The sequence below is a fragment of the Litoribacter populi genome (genome assembly GCF_007483685.1).
Taxonomy (GTDB): Bacteria; Bacteroidota; Bacteroidia; order Cytophagales; family Cyclobacteriaceae; genus Litoribacter; species Litoribacter populi.
Genome location: NZ_VMKN01000001.1, coordinates 598,759 through 616,848, shown reverse-complemented (window position 1 = coordinate 616,848; position 18,090 = coordinate 598,759). Strand labels below are relative to the sequence as shown.

The following is an 18,090-nucleotide window of genomic DNA, read 5'->3' as shown; positions in this document are numbered from 1 at the left end:
ATAAATAATTTTTTAAAAGGAATAAATCTGCTCCGGGCTGATACAAAAATCAAGCCTGACATCGTGTTCTTCAGCAGGTATGGATTTTTCCGGAGGGAAAAATGACAAGCCCACTTTTATAACCTCATGACCGAGGGATTCCAAAAAACGATCGTAAAATCCCTTTCCATAACCAAGTCTGTTACCTTCCAAATCATATGCCAAAAGGGGTATTAAAACCATTTGAACGGCATTGCCATCCACGACATGATAATGGTGTGGTACCGGAATTCCATAGGAGTCAAGTTCGTATGAAAATGGAACATCCAACTCAATGGTCTCCATGGCTCCGGTGACAAAATCACTTACAGATGTATAAAGATGGTATTTTTTGGAGGCAAGTCGGTCGACAAGCTCGAAGGTATTAATCTCACCGAGTTTTTCAATCGGAAGAAAAACGTGAATGTGTTTAATTTCTAGATGCAGTTCCAGAAAGGTAAGCAATTTATCGGTGATAATTCTGGATATTATCAATCTTTTCCCAGTCTCCAGATGCTTCCTTTTGGATTTATAAATTTTCCGTAGTTCTGATTTCTCCATCCTGATATTCTAAAACAATATAACTGAAGTTCATAGGATCAAAATTTTCAAAAAGCTTGTCTATAAAATTGCCATCCTCCAAGTAAAATTGCAAGAGATTATTAAACCTTTCCTGGGGCACGCCCTTGGGGAAAAGAGTTTTCTTAACGGTCTCCATCCTGTTTAAGTCTTCCGAGAAATTTTTCTCCTCAGCCTTTACCACTTTTTTACAAAAATGATCAATAATTTGTATCATCCTTGTTTTGGTACTTTCTGAGCTCGTCTTTAAAGTCGGATGGATTCCTTCTACCTGTCCCCCGATTTCATCCATTAAGGAAGTTAAAGCCTCTTTTTTATCATTTAACGTTAGATCATGAGTGGACCTTTGCTTTACGTAAGCTTTTTTCCAGATTGTGAAATCTTCAAAAATTTGCTTCAAAGGCACACCCAGTTTAGCAATCTTTCTCGAAGAGTTGGAATCAATAATCATGGCAAAGTTTCTAGGCATAATCATGGGAAAATCTACGCCGTAGTGGTCAAAACTTTCCTTCAACTGCAACCAATACACTACCTCAGCCGGACCACCCAAGTAAGCCAGATTTGGTAGAATTACCTCCTGATACACAGGCCTCATTACTACATTGGGGCTGAATTTTTCGGGACTTTCCTGAATCAACTTTCTAAGCTCTGACTCACTGTATTTAATATCTGTATTGAGCACCTCAAAACTGTCCTCCACTTTCACAATCCTTTCCCTAAGCCCTTTATCCAGGTAGAAAAAATTAATCTCACGGGAATGCACTTGGGTTTTGTAGCTCAACTCTTCTAATTCCTGTGTGCTTTGTTGCACTAACTCGCTGGCTTTGCCTTCTAAGATGTCTGCTTCTATAATGGGGGCGAAAAGTTGTTTTAACTTCACATCATGCCCATCTACTATTACTAGGCCTTTTTCTCCAAAAAGGTGATGTACATATTTACGAACTGCAACCGCTAAGTTTTCGGAGCTTTCATAGGCATCCTTTAAGAAATCGGGCAAAAACCTCCACTTCTTTAGAAGCCCCTTAAGCTCATCATCAAGGACAAAATCACCCACAGCACCTGTCTGTTGGCTGTTCCACTGATATTTTTCTCCATCAAAGTTGAAATGGTTGATTTCAGCAAAATCGTGGTCCTCAGTGGCCATCCAATACACCGGAATAAAATGGCATTCCGGGTACTCCTTATTCAGCTTTTCGGCCAAATTGATGGTAGAGACAATTTTATAAATGAAATAAAGCGGCCCAGTCATTAGATTGAGCTGGTGACCGGTCGTCACGGTAAAAGTCCTGGAATCCCTGAGCCTTTCCACAGCTTTACATTTCAGACCCGCCTTTTGATATTGCTCGTTCAGCGCAGTTGCCAGCACTTCTCTTTTCTCTTGAGAAAAATTCCTTTCCTCAACTGCCTTTCCAAAATTCTCCACTGAGGGGAATAACTTGTAAAATGGGGAAAGAGAAGGTTGCTGTCGGAGATAGTCTAAAAAGAAAGCTGAAAACTGCCCGGTACACTCAGGCTCAAGGGTCGCTTTGATCATGGGTTTATTTTTCTGATTCAAAATATCATTATGAGGCTAACGGCCCCTTAATTGGCAAAGTTCTAAAATTAAACGGAAATACAGGAACGGTCAAACCAGAGTTTAATATAATCAAAAATTATGTAAAGCAACTGGGGGTTAGATGTTTTAATTTTGAGTATAAAATTAAATGATTATCCGTAATCCTGCCTGTTGGCAATTCCCTTTGATTTTGGGGTAGGATGACCGAAGACCGATGACCGAAGAGGCCTAAATATTGTTTTCAGCCATTCTTTCATTAGTTGACGGTTCATACTGGCAATAAAGCGGATATACACAATAAATTAATAGGCCATGAAAAAAGAATTTCCTGTTAGCGGCATGAGCTGTGCAGCCTGTGCGGTCAGTGTAGAAAACGTACTCAAAACCTACCCAGGGGTAAAAAAGGTTTCTGTCAATTACGCTACCCATTCTGCCTTGGTAGAGTCTGAAAACACACTTGACCTGGATGCCCTGAAGAAAGCGGTACAAGATGACGGCTATGACCTAATTGTCGAAGAGGTCAAGGCGGAGGAAATTGAAAAACATCAGCAAAATGCTCTTGCACAATTGCGGTTCAACACCATCGCTTCCGGTATATTGGCTTTTCCAGTTTTCATCATCGGCATGTTCTGGATGCACATGCCCTACGGCAACGAGGTAATGTGGCTGCTCACCACCCCGATTTTGTTGATTTTTGGTCGTACGTTTTTTATCAACGCATGGAAGCAAGCAAGAAACTTCAAGGCCAATATGGACACCTTGGTGGCTCTCAGTACAGGTATAGCCTATATTTACAGTACATTCAACACCTTTTTCCCTCAATGGTTACTCAGTCGAGGACTGGAGCCTCATGTGTATTTTGAGGCTGCCGCCATAATTATTTTCTTCATCCTCCTAGGCCGCCTTCTCGAATCAAGGGCCAAAGCCGGTACGGGTGAGGCCCTTAAAAAACTTATGGGCTTGCAACCCAACGAGGTAACGGTCATCGAAAACGGGAAAGAAATTGTCAAAAAAACCTCCACTGTGCAAGTAGGAGAGGAAATACTCGTAAAGCCAGGCCAAAAAATCCCTTTGGACGGAAAAGTCATCTCGGGAAGTTCTTTTGTTTCTGAAAGCATGCTTACCGGAGAGCCTATCCCAGTACAAAAGTCAATTGGATCCAATGTATTTGCTGGCACCATCAACGAGAAAGGAAGCTTCAATTTTACCGCCACACAAGTAGGGAATAACACCTTGCTCGCCCAAATAATCCAACGTGTAAAAGAAGCACAGGGCAGCAAGGCCCCGGTGCAACATTTGGTGGACAAGATTGCGGGGATATTTGTGCCAATAGTAATCTTGTTGTCGATTGTAACTTTGCTGGTTTGGGGCTTTACAGGAATTGAGGACAGTTGGCTCAGGGGAATGCTATCCATGATTACAGTGCTAGTCATAGCCTGTCCTTGCGCACTTGGGCTGGCTACACCTACTGCCGTGATTGCGGCCATTGGCAAGGGCGCCAATATGGGCATTTTGATCAAAGACGCCGAAAGTCTGGAGAAGGGTAAAAAAGTGGACACGCTGCTGTTAGACAAAACCGGCACCATTACCGAAGGCAACCCAAAAGTTGTCAGTACTTTTTTCCCAAAAGGAAGTGATGATATGCTGTCCGGTGTTATTTCCGCCATTGAGCGGAAAAGTGAGCACCCCCTGGCAAAGGCAATTGTGAGTCATTTTGACAGCACCGAACTGCCTTCCATCCAAAACTTTCAATCCCATACAGGCAATGGGGTCAGTGCAGTTTTTGAAAGTATGCTATACCGAATAGGGAAGAAAAGCTGGTTAGCAGCTGAAGGGGTTAATCTGGCTGAGGATGTCTTAAAAGATGCCGATGAGAAGCTTTCCCAGGGAAAGATAGTGATTTTCATAGCAAGGGAAAATGAATTGATAGGGTCGATTACCATTGCAGACCCAGTAAAAGAAACCTCGAAAGCTGCAATCAAAAAACTACAAGCCAAAGGCATAGACATTCATATCCTGTCCGGTGACCAAGAGAAAACAGTGGCCCATTTGGCTGAGCAGTTGGGAATAAGCCATTACCAAGCAGCCATGATGCCTACTGACAAAGCCGAATATGTGAAGCGTCTACAACTAGAAGGAAAAGTGGTCGCGATGGCAGGCGATGGCATCAACGACAGTGAGGCGCTGAGTTTGGCAGACGTGAGCATCGCCATGGGCCATGGTTCTGACATCGCCATGGATGTGGCCAAGGTCACGCTTATCCATTCGGACTTGGAACAGATTTCAAAATTCTTTGACCTCTCAAAGAAATCCGTAAGCATAATCCACCAGAACCTATTCTGGGCCTTTATTTATAACATTATAGGCATCCCGATTGCAGCGGGTTTGCTGTACCCTGCCTTTGGGTTTCTGCTGAGCCCCATGATCGCAGGAGCAGCCATGGCACTGAGTTCAGTGTCGGTAGTCACCAACAGCTTGAGACTTAAATAACAATAAAAAAGACGGAAGACGGGAGAAAATACACCTTTCGGTCTTCCGTCCCCAAAATATTATCATCTAAAAACTTAAAAAGTAAATCCATGAACGAATTACAATTCAAAACAAACATCAAATGCGGCGCATGTGAATCGGCCGTTAAGCCTAAATTGGACAGCTTGGAAAACACTTCTTGGGAAGTGGACCTTAAGCATCCTGACCGAATTCTAACTGTAAAAGGAGATACCGACTCCCAGGCCGTAATTGCCGCCTTGCAGGAAGCAGGCTACAAAGGAGAGCCGGTTTAAAACAAATTGAAAGGTTAACAGCTTTATTTTACTAAATTTGTTTTTGCCTTGAACATACCCACTTGGGCCAGATTAATTCTGCGCCCATTTGTGGTTTAAACCTACTAATATGATTGCATACGAGAGATTTGTACTGGATAACGGCCTTGAAGTGCTGGTCCATGAGGACCACACAACCAAAATGGCTGTATTGAACATTTTGTACAAAGTGGGCTCTCGCAACGAGATTGTAGGTAAAACCGGGCTGGCCCACTATTTTGAACACCTCATGTTTGGGGGGTCCAAAAACGTTCCGGTGTTTGATACAGCTTTGGAAAAAGTCGGCGGAGAATGCAATGCCTTCACCAACACCGACATCACCAATTACTACACCACCGTGCCGGCTATCAATATTGAGACGGCTTTCTGGCTGGAATCCGACAGGATGATGCAGCTCAATCTATCGGACAAAACTATCGACACCCAAAAGAAGGTGGTCATCGAGGAGTTCAAACAAAGGTATCTTAACCAACCTTATGGCAATGCCTTTCACTTGGTGAGGGATATGGCTTTTGATAGGCATCCTTACCGTTGGCCGACTATTGGCCAGAGTTTGGAAGATGTAGAAAACTACTCACGGCAGGATGTTGAAGAGTTTTATTTTACGCACTACCGGCCAGACAATGCAGTGATGGTAGTAGCAGGAGATGTAACCGTGGAGCAGGCTAAGCAACTGTCCAAAAAATGGTTTGAGGGGATTCCAAGTGGAAATATTCCGAGGAAAACCATTGAAAAAGAGCCAGTTCAAACCCAGAAGAAAACTAAAATCTACACCACGGACGTACCTACAGATTCCCTTTATAAAGTTTATCATATTCCTGGACGTCTTCAGCCCAATTACAAAGAGTGTGACCTCATCACAGATATCCTAGGATTTGGCAGGTCTTCTTTGCTAGAGCAGCAACTGGTTAAAAACACGGATGTATTTGCCACTTGCAATGCCTACGTGATGGGCAATGTGGATCCAGGACTCATGGTGTTCAATGGAAAGATGGAAAAGGGAAAAACTGCCGAGGAAGCAGAAAAACTATTGGATGGATTAGTGCAAGATTTTATCCAAACTACAATTGAGGAATCCACACTTGAAAAGGTCAAAAACCAGGCTGAAGCCATGAAGACTTTTGAAGGAGTTCAGTTGCTAAATAGAGCTATGAACCTGGCCTATTACGCACATTTGGGTGACCCGGAATTATACCAGACCGAATACGAGAAAAAGACTGCTGTGCCGGCCTCTGATATTCAAAAGGTGGCAAAGGAAATATTGCGGGAGGAAAATGCTTCCGTGCTTTATTACAAGAAATCATAATAGACATTACAATTTATAAAAATGAGCAATTTTAGAGTTGGTTTTGGATATGATGTCCATCAGTTGAAAGAAGGTGAGGAGTTTTGGTTGGGCGGCATCAAGTTGCAACATGACAAGGGTGCGGTGGGTCACTCGGATGCGGATGTTCTGATTCACGTGATTTGCGATGCCTTGCTAGGCGCTGCAGATTTACGCGATATTGGGTTCCATTTTGCCGACACTGACCCAAAGTATAAGGGAATCGACAGCAAAATACTTTTGAAAGAAGTAATGAAGCTTCTTCGAAACAACGGCTACGAGCTTGGCAACCTTGACACCACCATCTGCTTGCAGCAACCCAAAGTCAATCCGCACATTCCAATCATGAAACAGTGCCTTGCTGAAGTGATGGAGGTGGAAGAAAATCAGGTTTCCATCAAAGCTACCACTACAGAACGCCTTGGCTTTGTCGGAAGGGAAGAAGGCGTGTCGGCGTATTGCGTGGCCTTGATCAACAAAAAATAATTCAGATGGAAAGGGAAATCAAAATCATCACTACCGAGGATGGGTCCCACTCCCTCTATCTCCCCCACCTCAACGAGACCTACCATTCCTTTCACGGAGCATACAAAGAATCAGTTCATGTGTTTCTTTTGTACGGCTTGGAAGCTTGGGCGGCCAAAAACAAAGGGGTGCAGCCTATCCGAATTTTTGAGGTTGGCTTCGGTACAGGTTTGAATGCTTGGCTGACTTTGGTATGGGCTGAGCAAAACCAAATCCCCGTGCTTTATCATACGATCGAGCCTTTCCCATTGAAAGAGGAGGTTTACGGACAGCTAAACTACACCGGAATTGAGGAAAACCTGGAAAGATTTAAGCCTTACTTTAATCTTCTGCACCAGGCAGAGTGGAATCAGGGAGGCGCGCTTTCGGAGTATTTCAACATGAAAAAAGACCAGACCACCCTCGAGGAGGTGCAGATGTATCCTACAGATGTAGTTTTCTTCGATGCATTTGCCCCAAGCAAGCAACCCGAACTTTGGGAAAAGCCCTTGCTGGAAAAAGTTGTGGAAGCCATGAACCCAGGAGGAGTTTTCGTCACCTATTGCGCCCAGGGACAGCTGAAGCGGAATCTGAAAGAATTGGGGCTCGAGGTAGAAACCCTACCCGGCCCTCCCGGTAAAAAGGAGATGACCAGAGGGGTTAAAAGTAAAATTTGAAGTAATAAGTAAATAGTAAAAAGTCTGACGGCCAGCGCCCCACTTCTTACTGATCACTTTTCACGTCTCACTAAAAATAAGAAAGGCCCGGAATAAATCACGGGCCTTTTGCTTTTTCACCAAGTCCTACCTCCACCTGGTCTCATCATTCTCATAGGTCCGCCCGGACCTTGTTGCCTCTCTTGAGGCTTGAAGCTACCTATGTGATAGGTAAAGCTCAACATGGCATATCTAGTCAAAACCCTAGTAAAGACATCATCAATTGACACATCCGACACCGTTCTAGCAATGCTTTGGTTTTGACCAAGCAAATCAAATATGTTCAACTTTAGCTCTCCCTTATTGTCTTTCAAGAATCTAAATCCTGCCTCAATGTTCCAAAGCCAAATCGATTGATTCATCCCCTCTGAAAGACCTCTGTACAATGCATTGTTGACCACATTGGAAATGAAAAGTTTCCCATCATTGGGGCTGTAATAGAATCTCACATTCGAATTTTGAACGTAGAAATTGTTGTTCAAAGTCGTCTGCAGGGAGCTGTTGACGATGCTGTATGTACCTGTAGTTTGGAAGGTGAAGTCAACGTCCTTGCTGATATTACTGGTTAGAGTTACCCCTTGGCTAAGCCCTATGTTATCATTTAGGTTTATATCATCATTGATCATACCTGGAGTACGGTTGAAGCTGATGCTGGAGTTCATATTGAACTGAGACCTCAATGGCGCTACCGGAGCTCCGTACGACATAAATAATCTACTGTTAAATTGACCGTCCAAATTCACTGGTCTCACCAATTGCCCACCTCTACGAAGAATCACATCGGGGCTGATAGCGGTATCCTGCTGGGCAATGAAGGTACTGTTACCCATAAAGTTGTCCGTCTTGGAAGCAAATAGGAACACAAAAAACGTCCTGGATTTCTCCATGTTGATTTTCGACATGTTTGCAAAAATGGAGTGGTTGAAGCTTTGGCCAAGATTTGGATTACCTACCGACATCGCCAGTGGGTTGGCGTTATTTACAACATTTTGCAGCTGAATTACATTCGGCTCATTGGTGCTGCTACGATACCTAACTCTAAATGAAGTGCCATTCTCCTTTCTGTACTGCATATTGACAGTGGGCAAAATATTGTTGAAGGAACGCTGGAATTCAGCTGGAACAGGGAAAAAAGCCTGATTATCCAATGAAGCATTCTGATAATCCAAGCTGGCATTTAGATTCAAGCCTTTTTGGTTATTGTACCTATACCCAAGTCCCGCTCTTTGGGTCAAAAACTGGTTCTCAAACTGGTTACTCAATGCTGTATCCAAGACTACCAATCCTTGTTCGGCAATCTGGAAAGTACGCTGATCTGCAGAAGTCTTATTATTCCCCACCTGATAACTTACCGTACCAATCGCTTTACTTGTCAAAGGCTCCGTAAATGTCAAGTTGGCTCTGTAGTTAAATCCATCGGAAAGCGCAAAAGTCTCCTGGTTGATGGTATCGAAATCGTTTTGAATATAATCCCGGTTGGCAGCCATCAACTGAGTTAAATCATCAGTCTTGTTAAAAGCCGTAAACAAGTTAGCGGATAGTGTTCTGCCCTGTTTGTCAAATTTGTATCTATAAGTCAAGTTGTTACTGATATTGTAGGAATCGGCCGTTCCGTCCGTTACTGACCTAGTACTACTCAAAGGGTCAAACCCACTCGTTAAGTTGATAGCATCCCTGTCCATAAAGCTGGAGTTTGCCCTAACGTTAGCCGATGGAGCAATGATCAAGGCATTTTTCTCATCAATGTCATATTCCATTCTAGCGTTCACCCTGTGATTATTGCTCCTTACATTTTCCAATAAAGATTCCCTGTACAGTTGGCTAGACCCTGCAAGTACGATTTCTCTATTGGTGTTTTGGAAAACATTGTTTTGAGTAGAGTTAAAAAAATAGCTACCGGTGAAATTGATTTTATCTCCCCATTTATCGCTATAATTCAACCCAAGAGAATTGGTGGTGATGATACCTTGGTCCTGACCTACCGAAAAGTTCTGGTTGCCGCCACGACCTCCGCCGCCCCAGCCTCCGCCACCTCGACCTCCACGGCCACCACCGCCTCCTTCAATACCCACCATGTCTTGGGAGGAGAAGTTTTGCTGGTTGATGTTATTGAAAAGTCCGATTACGGAAATACGCTTATCTCCTTTGAAGAAATTGATGTTGCCACCTGCCGAATAACGGTTGTCGGTTCCATATCCACCATAAACTCGCCCAAACTGACCATTTCTCTTATCCTGCCTGGTCACAATATTGATGGTACGGCTATAATTACCGTCATCAAAACCGGTAAGTCTTGATTGATCTGATCGTTGGTCTAGAATCTCTACTTTATCAATTACGTCCGCCGGAAGGTTTCTTAGCGCAAGGAAAGGGTCATTACCGAAAAATTCACGTCCATCTACCAATACTTTCTGCACTTGCTCACCCCTGGCCTGAATTTCTCCATTTTGGATAGTCACTCCCGGAAGCTTGCGGACCATATCCTCAGCGACCGCATTTTCCCTAGTTTTAAAAGCTGCCGCATTGAAGGAAGTCGTATCCCCTTTCATCTCGCCCACCATGGCTTGCCCCTGTAGCACAAATTCATCTAGAAGTTTGGAATCCTCTTTAAGCTGGATTACTCCTAAGTCTAGGCTTTCCCCCCTGCTAATAGTTTTCTGAAATCTTTCAAAACCCAGATAGACGATCTCCACCACTACGGTAGGGATTCTAGGACGGTCAATGGCAAATGTCCCATCCAGATCTGTGATAGCAGAAGTCACCAAAGAATCATTCACTGTTTTGACCAGCACATTGGCGCCAATAAGTGGTTCATTAGTGTTTCCCTCCATCACTTGGCCTCTAATTTGACCCATTGGACCCCGCTGCCCAGTCCCCCTCTGTTGGGCAACTCCTTCACTTACCGAGGCAAGTAATAATAAGATTGCCAACACCTTAAGTGTAGAAATTTTCATATAGATAGTTAAAATCGTTTCCTAAAAAATCAAAAATTTGTGATTTGTTGCCAATTAGACTGTGAATCTATATGAAGGTTTAATCGGAATTTGAGAGATGTTTTGAGTGGATAATGGGTGTTGCAAGCGGTAAAAAAATAGTTTAAAAAAAGCCCGGCTTTTGGGCCGAGCTACACACTAAATATTTTGAAATTATTAGCTTGAACTTTCAGAAAGAATGTCTTTATAACTAATGCCCATGTGGCTATTATCATAAATAGCCTTCCCGTCTTTTACCAAAATAACCTGTGGAGACTCATGTTGAACACCAAACTCTTGAGCTATTTGGTTGGAGATATCTCTAAAGTTAATAAGATCCAAATAATAAGGTTTGATATGGGCTGTTTCCGCATCCTTCCAGTTTCGGGTAAGCCGGTCAATTGCCATCCCGCTGATAGAGCAACGCGTAGAATGCTTGAAAATCATTACCGGTTGTTCGTGGCTTTCTTTTTTTATATCCTCAAGCTGTACTGCTTGTTCTAAATTGATCCAATTCATTAATACATGGTTTTGATAACTTACTGCTAACAAAGGTACTCGGTTTTATAATTCCCTAAAACTACAAAAAAATGAGAAGTGGTGGATTATAGTTTTTTAAGAAAAAAGAAAGGGTAGAATATTGACTATTCTGCGCCACTATCGTTATTCTTGTAAATTAGAATAAATGTCAATGCGCCAACTCCTATATATAGCTTTAATTGCTTTCACCTTCAGTGCCTGTAAAAAAATAAACCCGGAGAAACCGAAGTCCTCCCAGCAAGCGGCCCCTTTACCGGAAGCCAGGTCCTCTATTTACTTTCCGTTGGAGATTCCACTAAGTTCCATCGAGCAGAAACTCAACCAGGAATTCCAGGATCTTTTGTTTTCTGAAAAGCAAATCCCAGTAGGCAACGGCCTGACCACTGATTTGGAGGTTACCAAAACCGGCAACGCAAGTCTTTCTCCATACCTAGAGAAAAAACTAATGTTTCAGCTCCCTGTGCATTTGAAGGGCAAATTGAATGTGGAGAAAAAGATATTTGGCCAGACCATTTCCACTGCCATACCTTTTGATGAAATACTTGCTCCAGAAATCAGCTTCCGACCAGAAATCGGGAAGGATTACAATATCAAATTTGCTGATGTGCAAATTGAGGGATGGGGACGTCCTTTGCAATACGAGTTGCTTGGGTACAAATTAGACTTGGATCCCCTTTTGCGAAAGCACCTTCAAAAACTACTCGAAAACCAGCTTATGGCTAACAATTTTCAAGGGGTAAACTTTAAGGGGCTATTAGAAAGCGCTTGGCAAAACTTCAGTGAACCTTTACCCTTTTCCCAAAATGGACATCAGGGTTTTGTTACCACCCGCCCACAAACCTTACACCTGACTGAAGAAATCCGCGGTCAAAACTTATTGTTGCATATTGGGCTGGAAGGAGATGTGGCGACCACAGTTGGCCAAAAACCAGCTTTTAAAACCGCCCACCTACCACAATTGGTCAAAAACGACATGTCCAAAAATGGAGCGGACATCACCTTGCCAATTAGTATCGGATATAGCCAAATCGACCAATATCTCAACTCCGAACTGGTCGGGGAGCAATTCCAGATCGAAAAAGGCACAGTTTTAATACCTAAAAAATTCACCACTCAGGATTTTGGAGATAGGGCATTGGTAAAAATGAACTTCACCGCCAAAAGAACCGGCAAAAAGGACCTAAGCGGAGATCTTTATCTGGTGGGAAAACCAGCTTATGATGCAGACCGGGAGGCCATTTATTTTGAGGAAATTGAATTTGACCTAAACACCAAAAACTTGTTGGCCAACTCAGCCAACTGGCTTAAACAGAATAAAATCACAGCTGAAATCGAAAAAAGGGCGTTTTTCCCTATAGGTGAATATCTCGAGGAGGCTAAAACTGAAATCAGAAAGCATAGTGACATTCAGACCGACTTTGCATCAATTTCAATAAAAAACCCTAAATTGGATGTACTTGGGATTTATACCACACCTGAAGATGTCCGCTTATATCTGCATTCGACAGGTGACGTGGATGTCAGGTTAAAACAACTTTAAATGAAAAAGCTTTTTTTATTACTTTTTGCCATACTTTTTCCATTAATCAATATGGCGCAGTCTACTACGAGTCCGCAGGAAAAGCTGACCCTAATCTGTCGACAATGGAAAAAAAGCCCCGCTGGGCCCACTGACCGATATTGAAGGCAAAACTATTGACTTTTCTGATTTCGAAGGAAAGCTTTTGGTATTGGATTTTTGGGCAAGTTGGTGTGCCCCATGCATTCAGCAGACCCCTTATTTTGAAGCTCTAGCCGAAAAATTTGAAGACCAGGATGTAGAGTTCGTCAAAATTTCCATTGATGACAGAGAGGAATATTGGAACGACTATGTCACCAAGCGAAACTGGACCAAAAACAGCTACTGGATAGGTACCGATGAGACTAATCCTATTTACCCGTTTGTTTATTTCAATTACAAAGAAAAGGATTTTGAAGGGGTAGTGATTGCTGTACCGAGATATGTTATCATTTCCAAGGAAGGAAAAATTTTAAACAATCAGGCATATAATCCCAGCCACCCTAGATTGGAAAAGGAAATCCAGAAGCATTTAAAGAATTAAATCACGTATTCTGATAAAATGGCAAGACCTGCCGCCAGCATTATTATCAGTAGTTTTTGAAGCTGGAATTTATGCTGGGGACTGCTTTCAAAAATGATGGTAGTGGAAATGTGCAAAAATCCTCCGGCTACCAATCCAAAAAGCATGTTGATCGTGTCCGGACCAATTAATGCTTCACTGTAAAGCAAATCAGTAGACAACATACCAAAAGGGGATGCCAAGGCAAAAACCACCAAAAGGATCATTACCAATCTCTTTTTTAGCCTAGTAAGCAAGACCGCCACCAAAGCAAAAGCTTCAGGGATCTTGTGCAAAATCATCCCGATCAGGAGGGTCTCACTACCATGGTGATGCCCAGAAAGCTCAGGTTGCTTGGAAAGAAGCGTTCCTTCCAAAAAGGCATGTAGGAAAAGCCCGACCATTAAGGTAGTCACAGTATTTCCCTTATGACCATTTCCATGGGTATGTAAATGCCCATGTTCAATACCAGAGGACATAAATTCCAAAAGCTGCTGCAAGAGAAAACCCAAAAGGATATAAAGTCCCATGTAGTAGGCCGATTCCCGATCTGCAAAAAGCTCAGGGAAAATATGTAGAATAGTGATGGAAAAAAGATAGGACCCGGCAAATATCAGTACCTTTTTAAAGTCCTGTTCTCGCCAATGGGGCACAAGAATCGCCACTAGCCCAGCCAGCAAAGCCGAAAAGAAAAGTAAGCCAAAATTAATGAGCATCTATGGGTTTTTGCGCTATAAAAATCATTCTGTCACTTTCGTGAAAACTAAAGGGGGCCAAATTATAATCCCCAAACACTACCTTTAATTCCAACCCCACTTTTTCGAAGAAGTGTTCAAACTGCTCTTCTCTCAGTACCTGCACTCTTTCCTGAAAATGATATTGGCTTCCATCTTCAAAGAAAATGTCTTTGACAATAAAACCGTCCTGAACCTGTTTACGAATATCAAACTTGACCCCATCTACGGCTTTCACCTCCTGAGGCTTCATCACCTCGATTACCTTGTCGGGATTGAGGTAGTCCAACAGGAAGAAACCTCCAGGCTTAAGCGATTCATATACAGATTGGAATACACGGATGTTATCTTCCTCATCACTAAAATAGCCAAAGCTGGTGAATAAATTGACAACATGGGTAAATCTTGCTTTGGCATATACTTCCCGCATGTCATGTACATCAAAGTCCAAAAGCTCGTTCTCAAAACTTTTTGCGTATGCTATGTTTTGAGGCGAGAGGTCCAAACCGGTCACCCGATGACCTTTTTGGTTAAGATATATACTATGCCGGCCCTTTCCACAGGCAAGATCCATCACATGGGAAGTGCTGTCTAGTTGGAAGTGCCCCTCCAGATTGTCAATAAACCTTCTAGCTTCAGCAAAATCCCTATTTTTATACAAAATATGGTAATAAGGGCTATCAAACCACTTTCCAAACCAATCCTTCTTGTCTACAGCTTCTACACTCTCCATTAATCTCTATCAATAAATGAAATGAACGGTTTTAAACCCTCGCTTACAAAAGTGGCCAGATTTCCTTCCTCGTCATTGTAAATTAAAAGTACTTCAAAAGCCTTGGAAGACTTTTGCAAGGCAATGGCTTCCTCGGTCCCCATTACCATCAAAGCTGTGGCATAAGCATCGGCAAGCATACAGTTTTCAGCCACCACCGTAGCACTGAGCAAGCCGTGCCTAACCGGAAAGCCAGTTTTAGGACTGATGGTATGGGAATATTTTACCCCATCTCTTTCATAAAAATTACGGTAATTACCTGATGTGGCCAGTCCTTGGTCGTCAAGAGCTATGATGCTGAAAAGATCATCCCTAGCCCCATCCTCATCCGGCTGGTTGATACCCACTTTCCAAAGCTCACCGTTTTCGTTAACCCCTCTTCCAACGAGTTCCCCACCAATTTCCACCAACATATTATAGATACCCTGCCCTTCAAGGAAGTCAACCACTACATCTACACCGTACCCCTTGGCAATAGCGCTGAAGTCCAAATAAACTCCTGGCTTGGTTTTCCAAACCTTGCTGGAATCATATTGTATCAAATTAAAGTCTACCAACCGAAGTAAATCCTTGATTTCAGTACTGTCCTTACGCTGGGCACCCTCGGGTCCAAACCCCCATACATTCACCAATGGTCCAATAGTGGGGTCATAAGCACCAGATGTAAGTTCGAAAACATCCTTGCTAGCCTCCAAAACCTCCAAAAAATACTTACTTTCAAACTCCAAAGTATCCTGACGGTTGAATCTGCTGATCTCCGAATCAGGGATGTAGGTCGATTGGGAATTATTAAAGGCTACCAATACCGAATCAATCTGCTTTTTGAAATCTCTTGATTGCTCATCTAAGTAAACCACCCTATAAGTGGTGCCCATTGTTTCTCCAGTCAAGGTCACCTTCCCGTCCTGCTCCACAGAACCAGACTCGGGTGGATTTTGCTGATTTTGCCTGTAGAGGAATACTATAAAGACAATCAATAATAAAATGATGGAGTAAATGACGTTTTTTCGAGCGTTGTTTCGCATATTCAAGGAAATTTCCTGCAAAGGTAATGGTTTCTCAACAATTTTGCCTTTAAGCTTTAAAGCCATTGCCTGGGAAAAATAGTTCCTGCCTGATATTGTTGCTGTGAATGCCAGGGCAGATGTTTATCTTTGTGGAATCCAGAATTAGTAAAGCGCATGAGAGAAGATTATTTGAGCGGAGAAAATGACCACCTTAACCAAAGCGACAGGGAAATTGAAAAGGCATTGCGGCCGCTTTCCTTTGAAGATTTTACCGGACAGCATAAAATTGTTGAGAACCTGAAAATTTTCGTGTCGGCAGCTAAAAAGAGGGGGGAATCGCTTGATCATGTGTTGCTTCATGGACCTCCCGGGTTGGGCAAAACTACCTTAAGCAACATCATCGCCAATGAACTCGAATCCAATATCAAGATCACCTCGGGACCAGTATTGGACAAACCTTCAGACCTTGCAGGCCTTTTGACAAATTTGGATGATGGGGATGTGCTTTTCATTGATGAGATCCACCGCCTCAATCCTATCGTGGAAGAATACCTGTATTCTGCCATGGAGGATTTCAGAATTGATATCATGCTGGATTCAGGACCAAATGCCCGTACGGTGCAGATTTCTCTGAACCCTTTTACACTAATTGGTGCAACTACGCGGTCCGGTCTGCTTACTTCCCCACTTAGGGCTAGGTTTGGCATCAATGCCAGGCTGGAATATTACGACGCCAAGCTTTTGACCACGATTGTAGGCCGCTCAGCACAAATCCTCAATACACCCATCGACGATGTAGCGGCCTATGAAATCGCCCGCAGAAGCCGGGGTACACCTAGAATTGCTAACAATCTATTGAGAAGGACAAGGGACTTTGCCGAAATCAAAGGAAACGGAAAGATCAATCTGGAAATATCCAAAATTGCGCTAAATGCACTGGATGTGGATGAAAACGGACTTGATGAGATGGACAACAGAATTCTGCTGACCATTATAGAAAAATTTAAGGGTGGGCCGGTGGGCCTTAGCACTATTGCTACCGCCTGTAGCGAGGAAGCCGAAACTATCGAGGAGGTGTATGAGCCTTTCCTAATCCAGGAAGGTTATCTCAAAAGAACGAGCCGAGGCAGAATGGCTACCGAACTTGCTTACCAACATTTAAATATCAAATCCAACTTTGGGGGAGCCACAGGCACCCTATTTTCGGAACAATCATGAATTTAAACCCTGACAATAACGCAACTATTATCAAAAGCCTGGCAGTAGAGTTGGGCTTTGATTTTTGCGGTATTGCCAAAGCGGATTTTTTGGAGGAGGAAGCCCCAAAACTGGAAGAATGGCTTTCTCGCAATTATCATGGAAAAATGGCCTATATGGCTAATCATTTCGACAAAAGACTTGATCCCAGGCTTTTGGTGGATGGCGCCAAAACCGTGGTAAGCTTGATTTATAATTATTATCCTCCGGAAAAACTGCCCGAAGGAAAGCAGGATTACAAACTTGCCAAATATGCTTACGGAAAGGATTACCATTTTGTCGTCAAGGATAAATTGAAGGAGTTTCTTTTTTCTTTGAAAGAAAAGGTCGGCGAGGTGGATGGAAGGGCTTTTGTTGATTCGGCTCCAGTAATGGAGAGACAATGGGCAGCCAAATCAGGAATTGGCTGGCTGGGCAAAAACAGCCTTCTCTTGAACAGAAAAATGGGTAGCTTCTTCTTTTTAGCCGAATTGATCATTGATTTGGAAGCAAGCCCCGACATGCCAATGGCCAAGGATTTTTGCGGCAGTTGTACAAAATGTATTGACGCATGCCCTACCGATGCCATCACGCAAGCTGGAGTGGTGGACGGTTCCAAGTGTATTTCCTATTTCACTATTGAATTGAAAGATGAATTACCTTCGGAAATGAAGGGTAAGTTCGAAAATTGGATGTTTGGTTGTGACATTTGCCAGGATGTATGCCCTTGGAACAGATTTTCCAAACCGCACCAAGAGCCAGAGTTTCTCCCTCATCCCGACTTAAAAAACATGACTAACCAAGACTGGGAAGAAATTACCCAGGAAACTTTTAGTAAGGTTTTTCAGAAATCTGCTGTCAAGAGAACAAAATTGACAGGATTAAAAAGAAATATTGATTTTTTGAAATAGAGGGAGAGACGGTAGACCGGAGACTGAAGTAAGGAATGGCATAAAAAAACCTCCTTTTTAGGGGAGGTTTGTAAGTTATCTAGGCTGCTATTTGTGTAAAGTGTTTGTTAAGAACTGGACCGTACAGATTGGAGAAGGTGCCGTAACACCATGTTTTAAACTCCTGCACTTCGGACGGAACCAATAAACTTAAGCCTTTCTTCAATTCTTTTTCGAAAAGCTTTTTGTCAAAACTCACCTTAAGTAAAATGGTCTTAACGTATTCAATCATGGCTCTCTG

16 protein-coding genes and 1 pseudogene are annotated in these 18,090 nt (G+C 42.9%); 9 read left to right on the top strand and 8 right to left on the bottom strand.

What is annotated here, in order from left to right:
- Positions 1-12: 12 nt before the first annotated feature.
- Complete coding sequence (locus FPL27_RS02510; RefSeq protein WP_143959598.1) at positions 13-579, bottom strand: 5-formyltetrahydrofolate cyclo-ligase; 567 nt, start codon at positions 577-579, stop codon at positions 13-15.
- The gene (bshC, locus tag FPL27_RS02505; protein ID WP_143959597.1) at positions 548-2,131 is read right to left on the bottom strand and encodes a bacillithiol biosynthesis cysteine-adding enzyme BshC; all 1,584 of its coding nucleotides are present in this window, start codon (positions 2,129-2,131) and stop codon (positions 548-550) included. The genes FPL27_RS02510 and bshC overlap by 32 nt, the downstream gene beginning before the upstream one ends.
- A gap of 333 nt (positions 2,132-2,464) precedes the next feature.
- Here bshC and FPL27_RS02500 point away from each other — a divergent pair, with 333 nt between their 5' ends.
- The 5 genes from FPL27_RS02500 (at position 2,465) to mnmD (ending at position 7,479) form a co-directional block, all read left to right on the top strand.
- Positions 2,465-4,642, top strand: coding sequence for a heavy metal translocating P-type ATPase (locus tag FPL27_RS02500; RefSeq protein ID WP_143959596.1), 2,178 nt, complete (start codon positions 2,465-2,467; stop codon positions 4,640-4,642).
- An 89-nt stretch (positions 4,643-4,731) separates the two neighbouring features.
- Positions 4,732-4,935, top strand: coding sequence for a heavy-metal-associated domain-containing protein (locus FPL27_RS02495; protein WP_143959595.1), 204 nt, complete (start codon positions 4,732-4,734; stop codon positions 4,933-4,935).
- A 109-nt stretch (positions 4,936-5,044) separates the two neighbouring features.
- Positions 5,045-6,280, top strand: coding sequence for a M16 family metallopeptidase (locus FPL27_RS02490; protein WP_143959594.1), 1,236 nt, complete (start codon positions 5,045-5,047; stop codon positions 6,278-6,280).
- Between the two features lie 21 nt (positions 6,281-6,301).
- Complete coding sequence (gene ispF, locus FPL27_RS02485) at positions 6,302-6,784, top strand: 2-C-methyl-D-erythritol 2,4-cyclodiphosphate synthase (RefSeq protein ID WP_143959593.1); 483 nt, start codon at positions 6,302-6,304, stop codon at positions 6,782-6,784.
- Positions 6,785-6,789: 5 nt separating this feature from the next.
- Positions 6,790-7,479: a tRNA (5-methylaminomethyl-2-thiouridine)(34)-methyltransferase MnmD gene (gene mnmD, locus FPL27_RS02480; RefSeq protein ID WP_143959592.1), complete on the top strand. Its 690-nt coding sequence runs from the start codon at positions 6,790-6,792 to the stop codon at positions 7,477-7,479.
- A gap of 116 nt (positions 7,480-7,595) precedes the next feature.
- Here the strand turns inward: mnmD and FPL27_RS02475 are convergent, their stop codons facing one another.
- Together FPL27_RS02475 and ytxJ are read right to left on the bottom strand one after the other, a co-directional pair.
- The gene (locus FPL27_RS02475; RefSeq protein ID WP_143959591.1) at positions 7,596-10,472 is read right to left on the bottom strand and encodes a TonB-dependent receptor; all 2,877 of its coding nucleotides are present in this window, start codon (positions 10,470-10,472) and stop codon (positions 7,596-7,598) included.
- A gap of 195 nt (positions 10,473-10,667) precedes the next feature.
- Positions 10,668-11,009: a bacillithiol system redox-active protein YtxJ gene (ytxJ, locus tag FPL27_RS02470; RefSeq protein WP_143959590.1), complete on the bottom strand. Its 342-nt coding sequence runs from the start codon at positions 11,007-11,009 to the stop codon at positions 10,668-10,670.
- Between the two features lie 172 nt (positions 11,010-11,181).
- Between ytxJ and FPL27_RS02465 the strand changes: the two genes are divergently transcribed.
- Both FPL27_RS02465 and FPL27_RS02460 read left to right on the top strand, forming a co-directional pair.
- Positions 11,182-12,570, top strand: a complete 1,389-nt coding sequence (locus tag FPL27_RS02465) for a DUF4403 family protein (RefSeq protein WP_185974278.1) — start codon at positions 11,182-11,184, stop codon at positions 12,568-12,570.
- A 118-nt stretch (positions 12,571-12,688) separates the two neighbouring features.
- Positions 12,689-13,132: pseudogene (locus FPL27_RS02460) on the top strand (TlpA family protein disulfide reductase); the annotation flags it as partial.
- Here the strand turns inward: FPL27_RS02460 and FPL27_RS02455 are convergent.
- The 3 genes from FPL27_RS02455 to FPL27_RS02445 are packed head-to-tail and all read right to left on the bottom strand — an operon-like array spanning position 13,129 to position 15,681.
- Positions 13,129-13,866: a ZIP family metal transporter gene (locus FPL27_RS02455; protein WP_143959587.1), complete on the bottom strand. Its 738-nt coding sequence runs from the start codon at positions 13,864-13,866 to the stop codon at positions 13,129-13,131. The pseudogene FPL27_RS02460 and the gene FPL27_RS02455 overlap by 4 nt on opposite strands.
- Entirely contained in the window at positions 13,856-14,617 is a 762-nt protein-coding gene (locus FPL27_RS02450) for an SAM-dependent methyltransferase (protein ID WP_143959586.1), read from the bottom strand. The genes FPL27_RS02455 and FPL27_RS02450 overlap by 11 nt, the downstream gene beginning before the upstream one ends.
- Entirely contained in the window at positions 14,617-15,681 is a 1,065-nt protein-coding gene (locus FPL27_RS02445) for an FAD:protein FMN transferase (RefSeq protein WP_143959585.1), read from the bottom strand. The genes FPL27_RS02450 and FPL27_RS02445 overlap by 1 nt, the downstream gene beginning before the upstream one ends.
- Before the next feature lie 156 nt (positions 15,682-15,837).
- Here FPL27_RS02445 and ruvB point away from each other — a divergent pair, with 156 nt between their 5' ends.
- Together ruvB and queG are read left to right on the top strand one after the other, a co-directional pair.
- Complete coding sequence (gene ruvB, locus FPL27_RS02440; RefSeq protein ID WP_143959584.1) at positions 15,838-16,881, top strand: Holliday junction branch migration DNA helicase RuvB; 1,044 nt, start codon at positions 15,838-15,840, stop codon at positions 16,879-16,881.
- Positions 16,878-17,810 carry a tRNA epoxyqueuosine(34) reductase QueG gene (queG, locus tag FPL27_RS02435; RefSeq protein ID WP_143959583.1) on the top strand — a complete coding sequence of 311 codons (933 nt, stop codon included), beginning with the start codon at positions 16,878-16,880 and terminating at the stop codon, positions 17,808-17,810. The genes ruvB and queG overlap by 4 nt, the downstream gene beginning before the upstream one ends.
- Positions 17,811-17,889: 79 nt before the next feature.
- Here queG and FPL27_RS02430 read toward each other — a convergent pair whose 3' ends face one another.
- Positions 17,890-18,081, bottom strand: a complete 192-nt coding sequence (locus FPL27_RS02430) for a hypothetical protein (RefSeq protein ID WP_143959582.1) — start codon at positions 18,079-18,081, stop codon at positions 17,890-17,892.
- Positions 18,082-18,090 lie beyond the last annotated feature (9 nt).

What these genes read in the sequence shown, in the direction of transcription:
- FPL27_RS02445 (WP_143959585.1), bottom strand. Translation starts at nt 15,681, where the DNA reads ATGCGAAACAACGCTCGAAAAAACGTCATTTACTCCATCATTTTATTA.
- FPL27_RS02430 (WP_143959582.1), bottom strand. Translation starts at nt 18,081, where the DNA reads ATGATTGAATACGTTAAGACCATTTTACTTAAGGTGAGTTTTGACAAA.
- ruvB (WP_143959584.1), top strand. Translation starts at nt 15,838, where the DNA reads ATGAGAGAAGATTATTTGAGCGGAGAAAATGACCACCTTAACCAAAGC.
- FPL27_RS02495 (WP_143959595.1), top strand. Translation starts at nt 4,732, where the DNA reads ATGAACGAATTACAATTCAAAACAAACATCAAATGCGGCGCATGTGAA.
- ispF (WP_143959593.1), top strand. Translation starts at nt 6,302, where the DNA reads ATGAGCAATTTTAGAGTTGGTTTTGGATATGATGTCCATCAGTTGAAA.
- FPL27_RS02450 (WP_143959586.1), bottom strand. Translation starts at nt 14,617, where the DNA reads ATGGAGAGTGTAGAAGCTGTAGACAAGAAGGATTGGTTTGGAAAGTGG.
- FPL27_RS02510 (WP_143959598.1), bottom strand. Translation starts at nt 579, where the DNA reads ATGGAGAAATCAGAACTACGGAAAATTTATAAATCCAAAAGGAAGCAT.
- bshC (WP_143959597.1), bottom strand. Translation starts at nt 2,131, where the DNA reads ATGATCAAAGCGACCCTTGAGCCTGAGTGTACCGGGCAGTTTTCAGCT.
- FPL27_RS02455 (WP_143959587.1), bottom strand. Translation starts at nt 13,866, where the DNA reads ATGCTCATTAATTTTGGCTTACTTTTCTTTTCGGCTTTGCTGGCTGGG.
- FPL27_RS02500 (WP_143959596.1), top strand. Translation starts at nt 2,465, where the DNA reads ATGAAAAAAGAATTTCCTGTTAGCGGCATGAGCTGTGCAGCCTGTGCG.
- FPL27_RS02465 (WP_185974278.1), top strand. Translation starts at nt 11,182, where the DNA reads ATGCGCCAACTCCTATATATAGCTTTAATTGCTTTCACCTTCAGTGCC.
- FPL27_RS02490 (WP_143959594.1), top strand. Translation starts at nt 5,045, where the DNA reads ATGATTGCATACGAGAGATTTGTACTGGATAACGGCCTTGAAGTGCTG.
- ytxJ (WP_143959590.1), bottom strand. Translation starts at nt 11,009, where the DNA reads ATGAATTGGATCAATTTAGAACAAGCAGTACAGCTTGAGGATATAAAA.
- FPL27_RS02475 (WP_143959591.1), bottom strand. Translation starts at nt 10,472, where the DNA reads ATGAAAATTTCTACACTTAAGGTGTTGGCAATCTTATTATTACTTGCC.
- queG (WP_143959583.1), top strand. Translation starts at nt 16,878, where the DNA reads ATGAATTTAAACCCTGACAATAACGCAACTATTATCAAAAGCCTGGCA.
- mnmD (WP_143959592.1), top strand. Translation starts at nt 6,790, where the DNA reads ATGGAAAGGGAAATCAAAATCATCACTACCGAGGATGGGTCCCACTCC.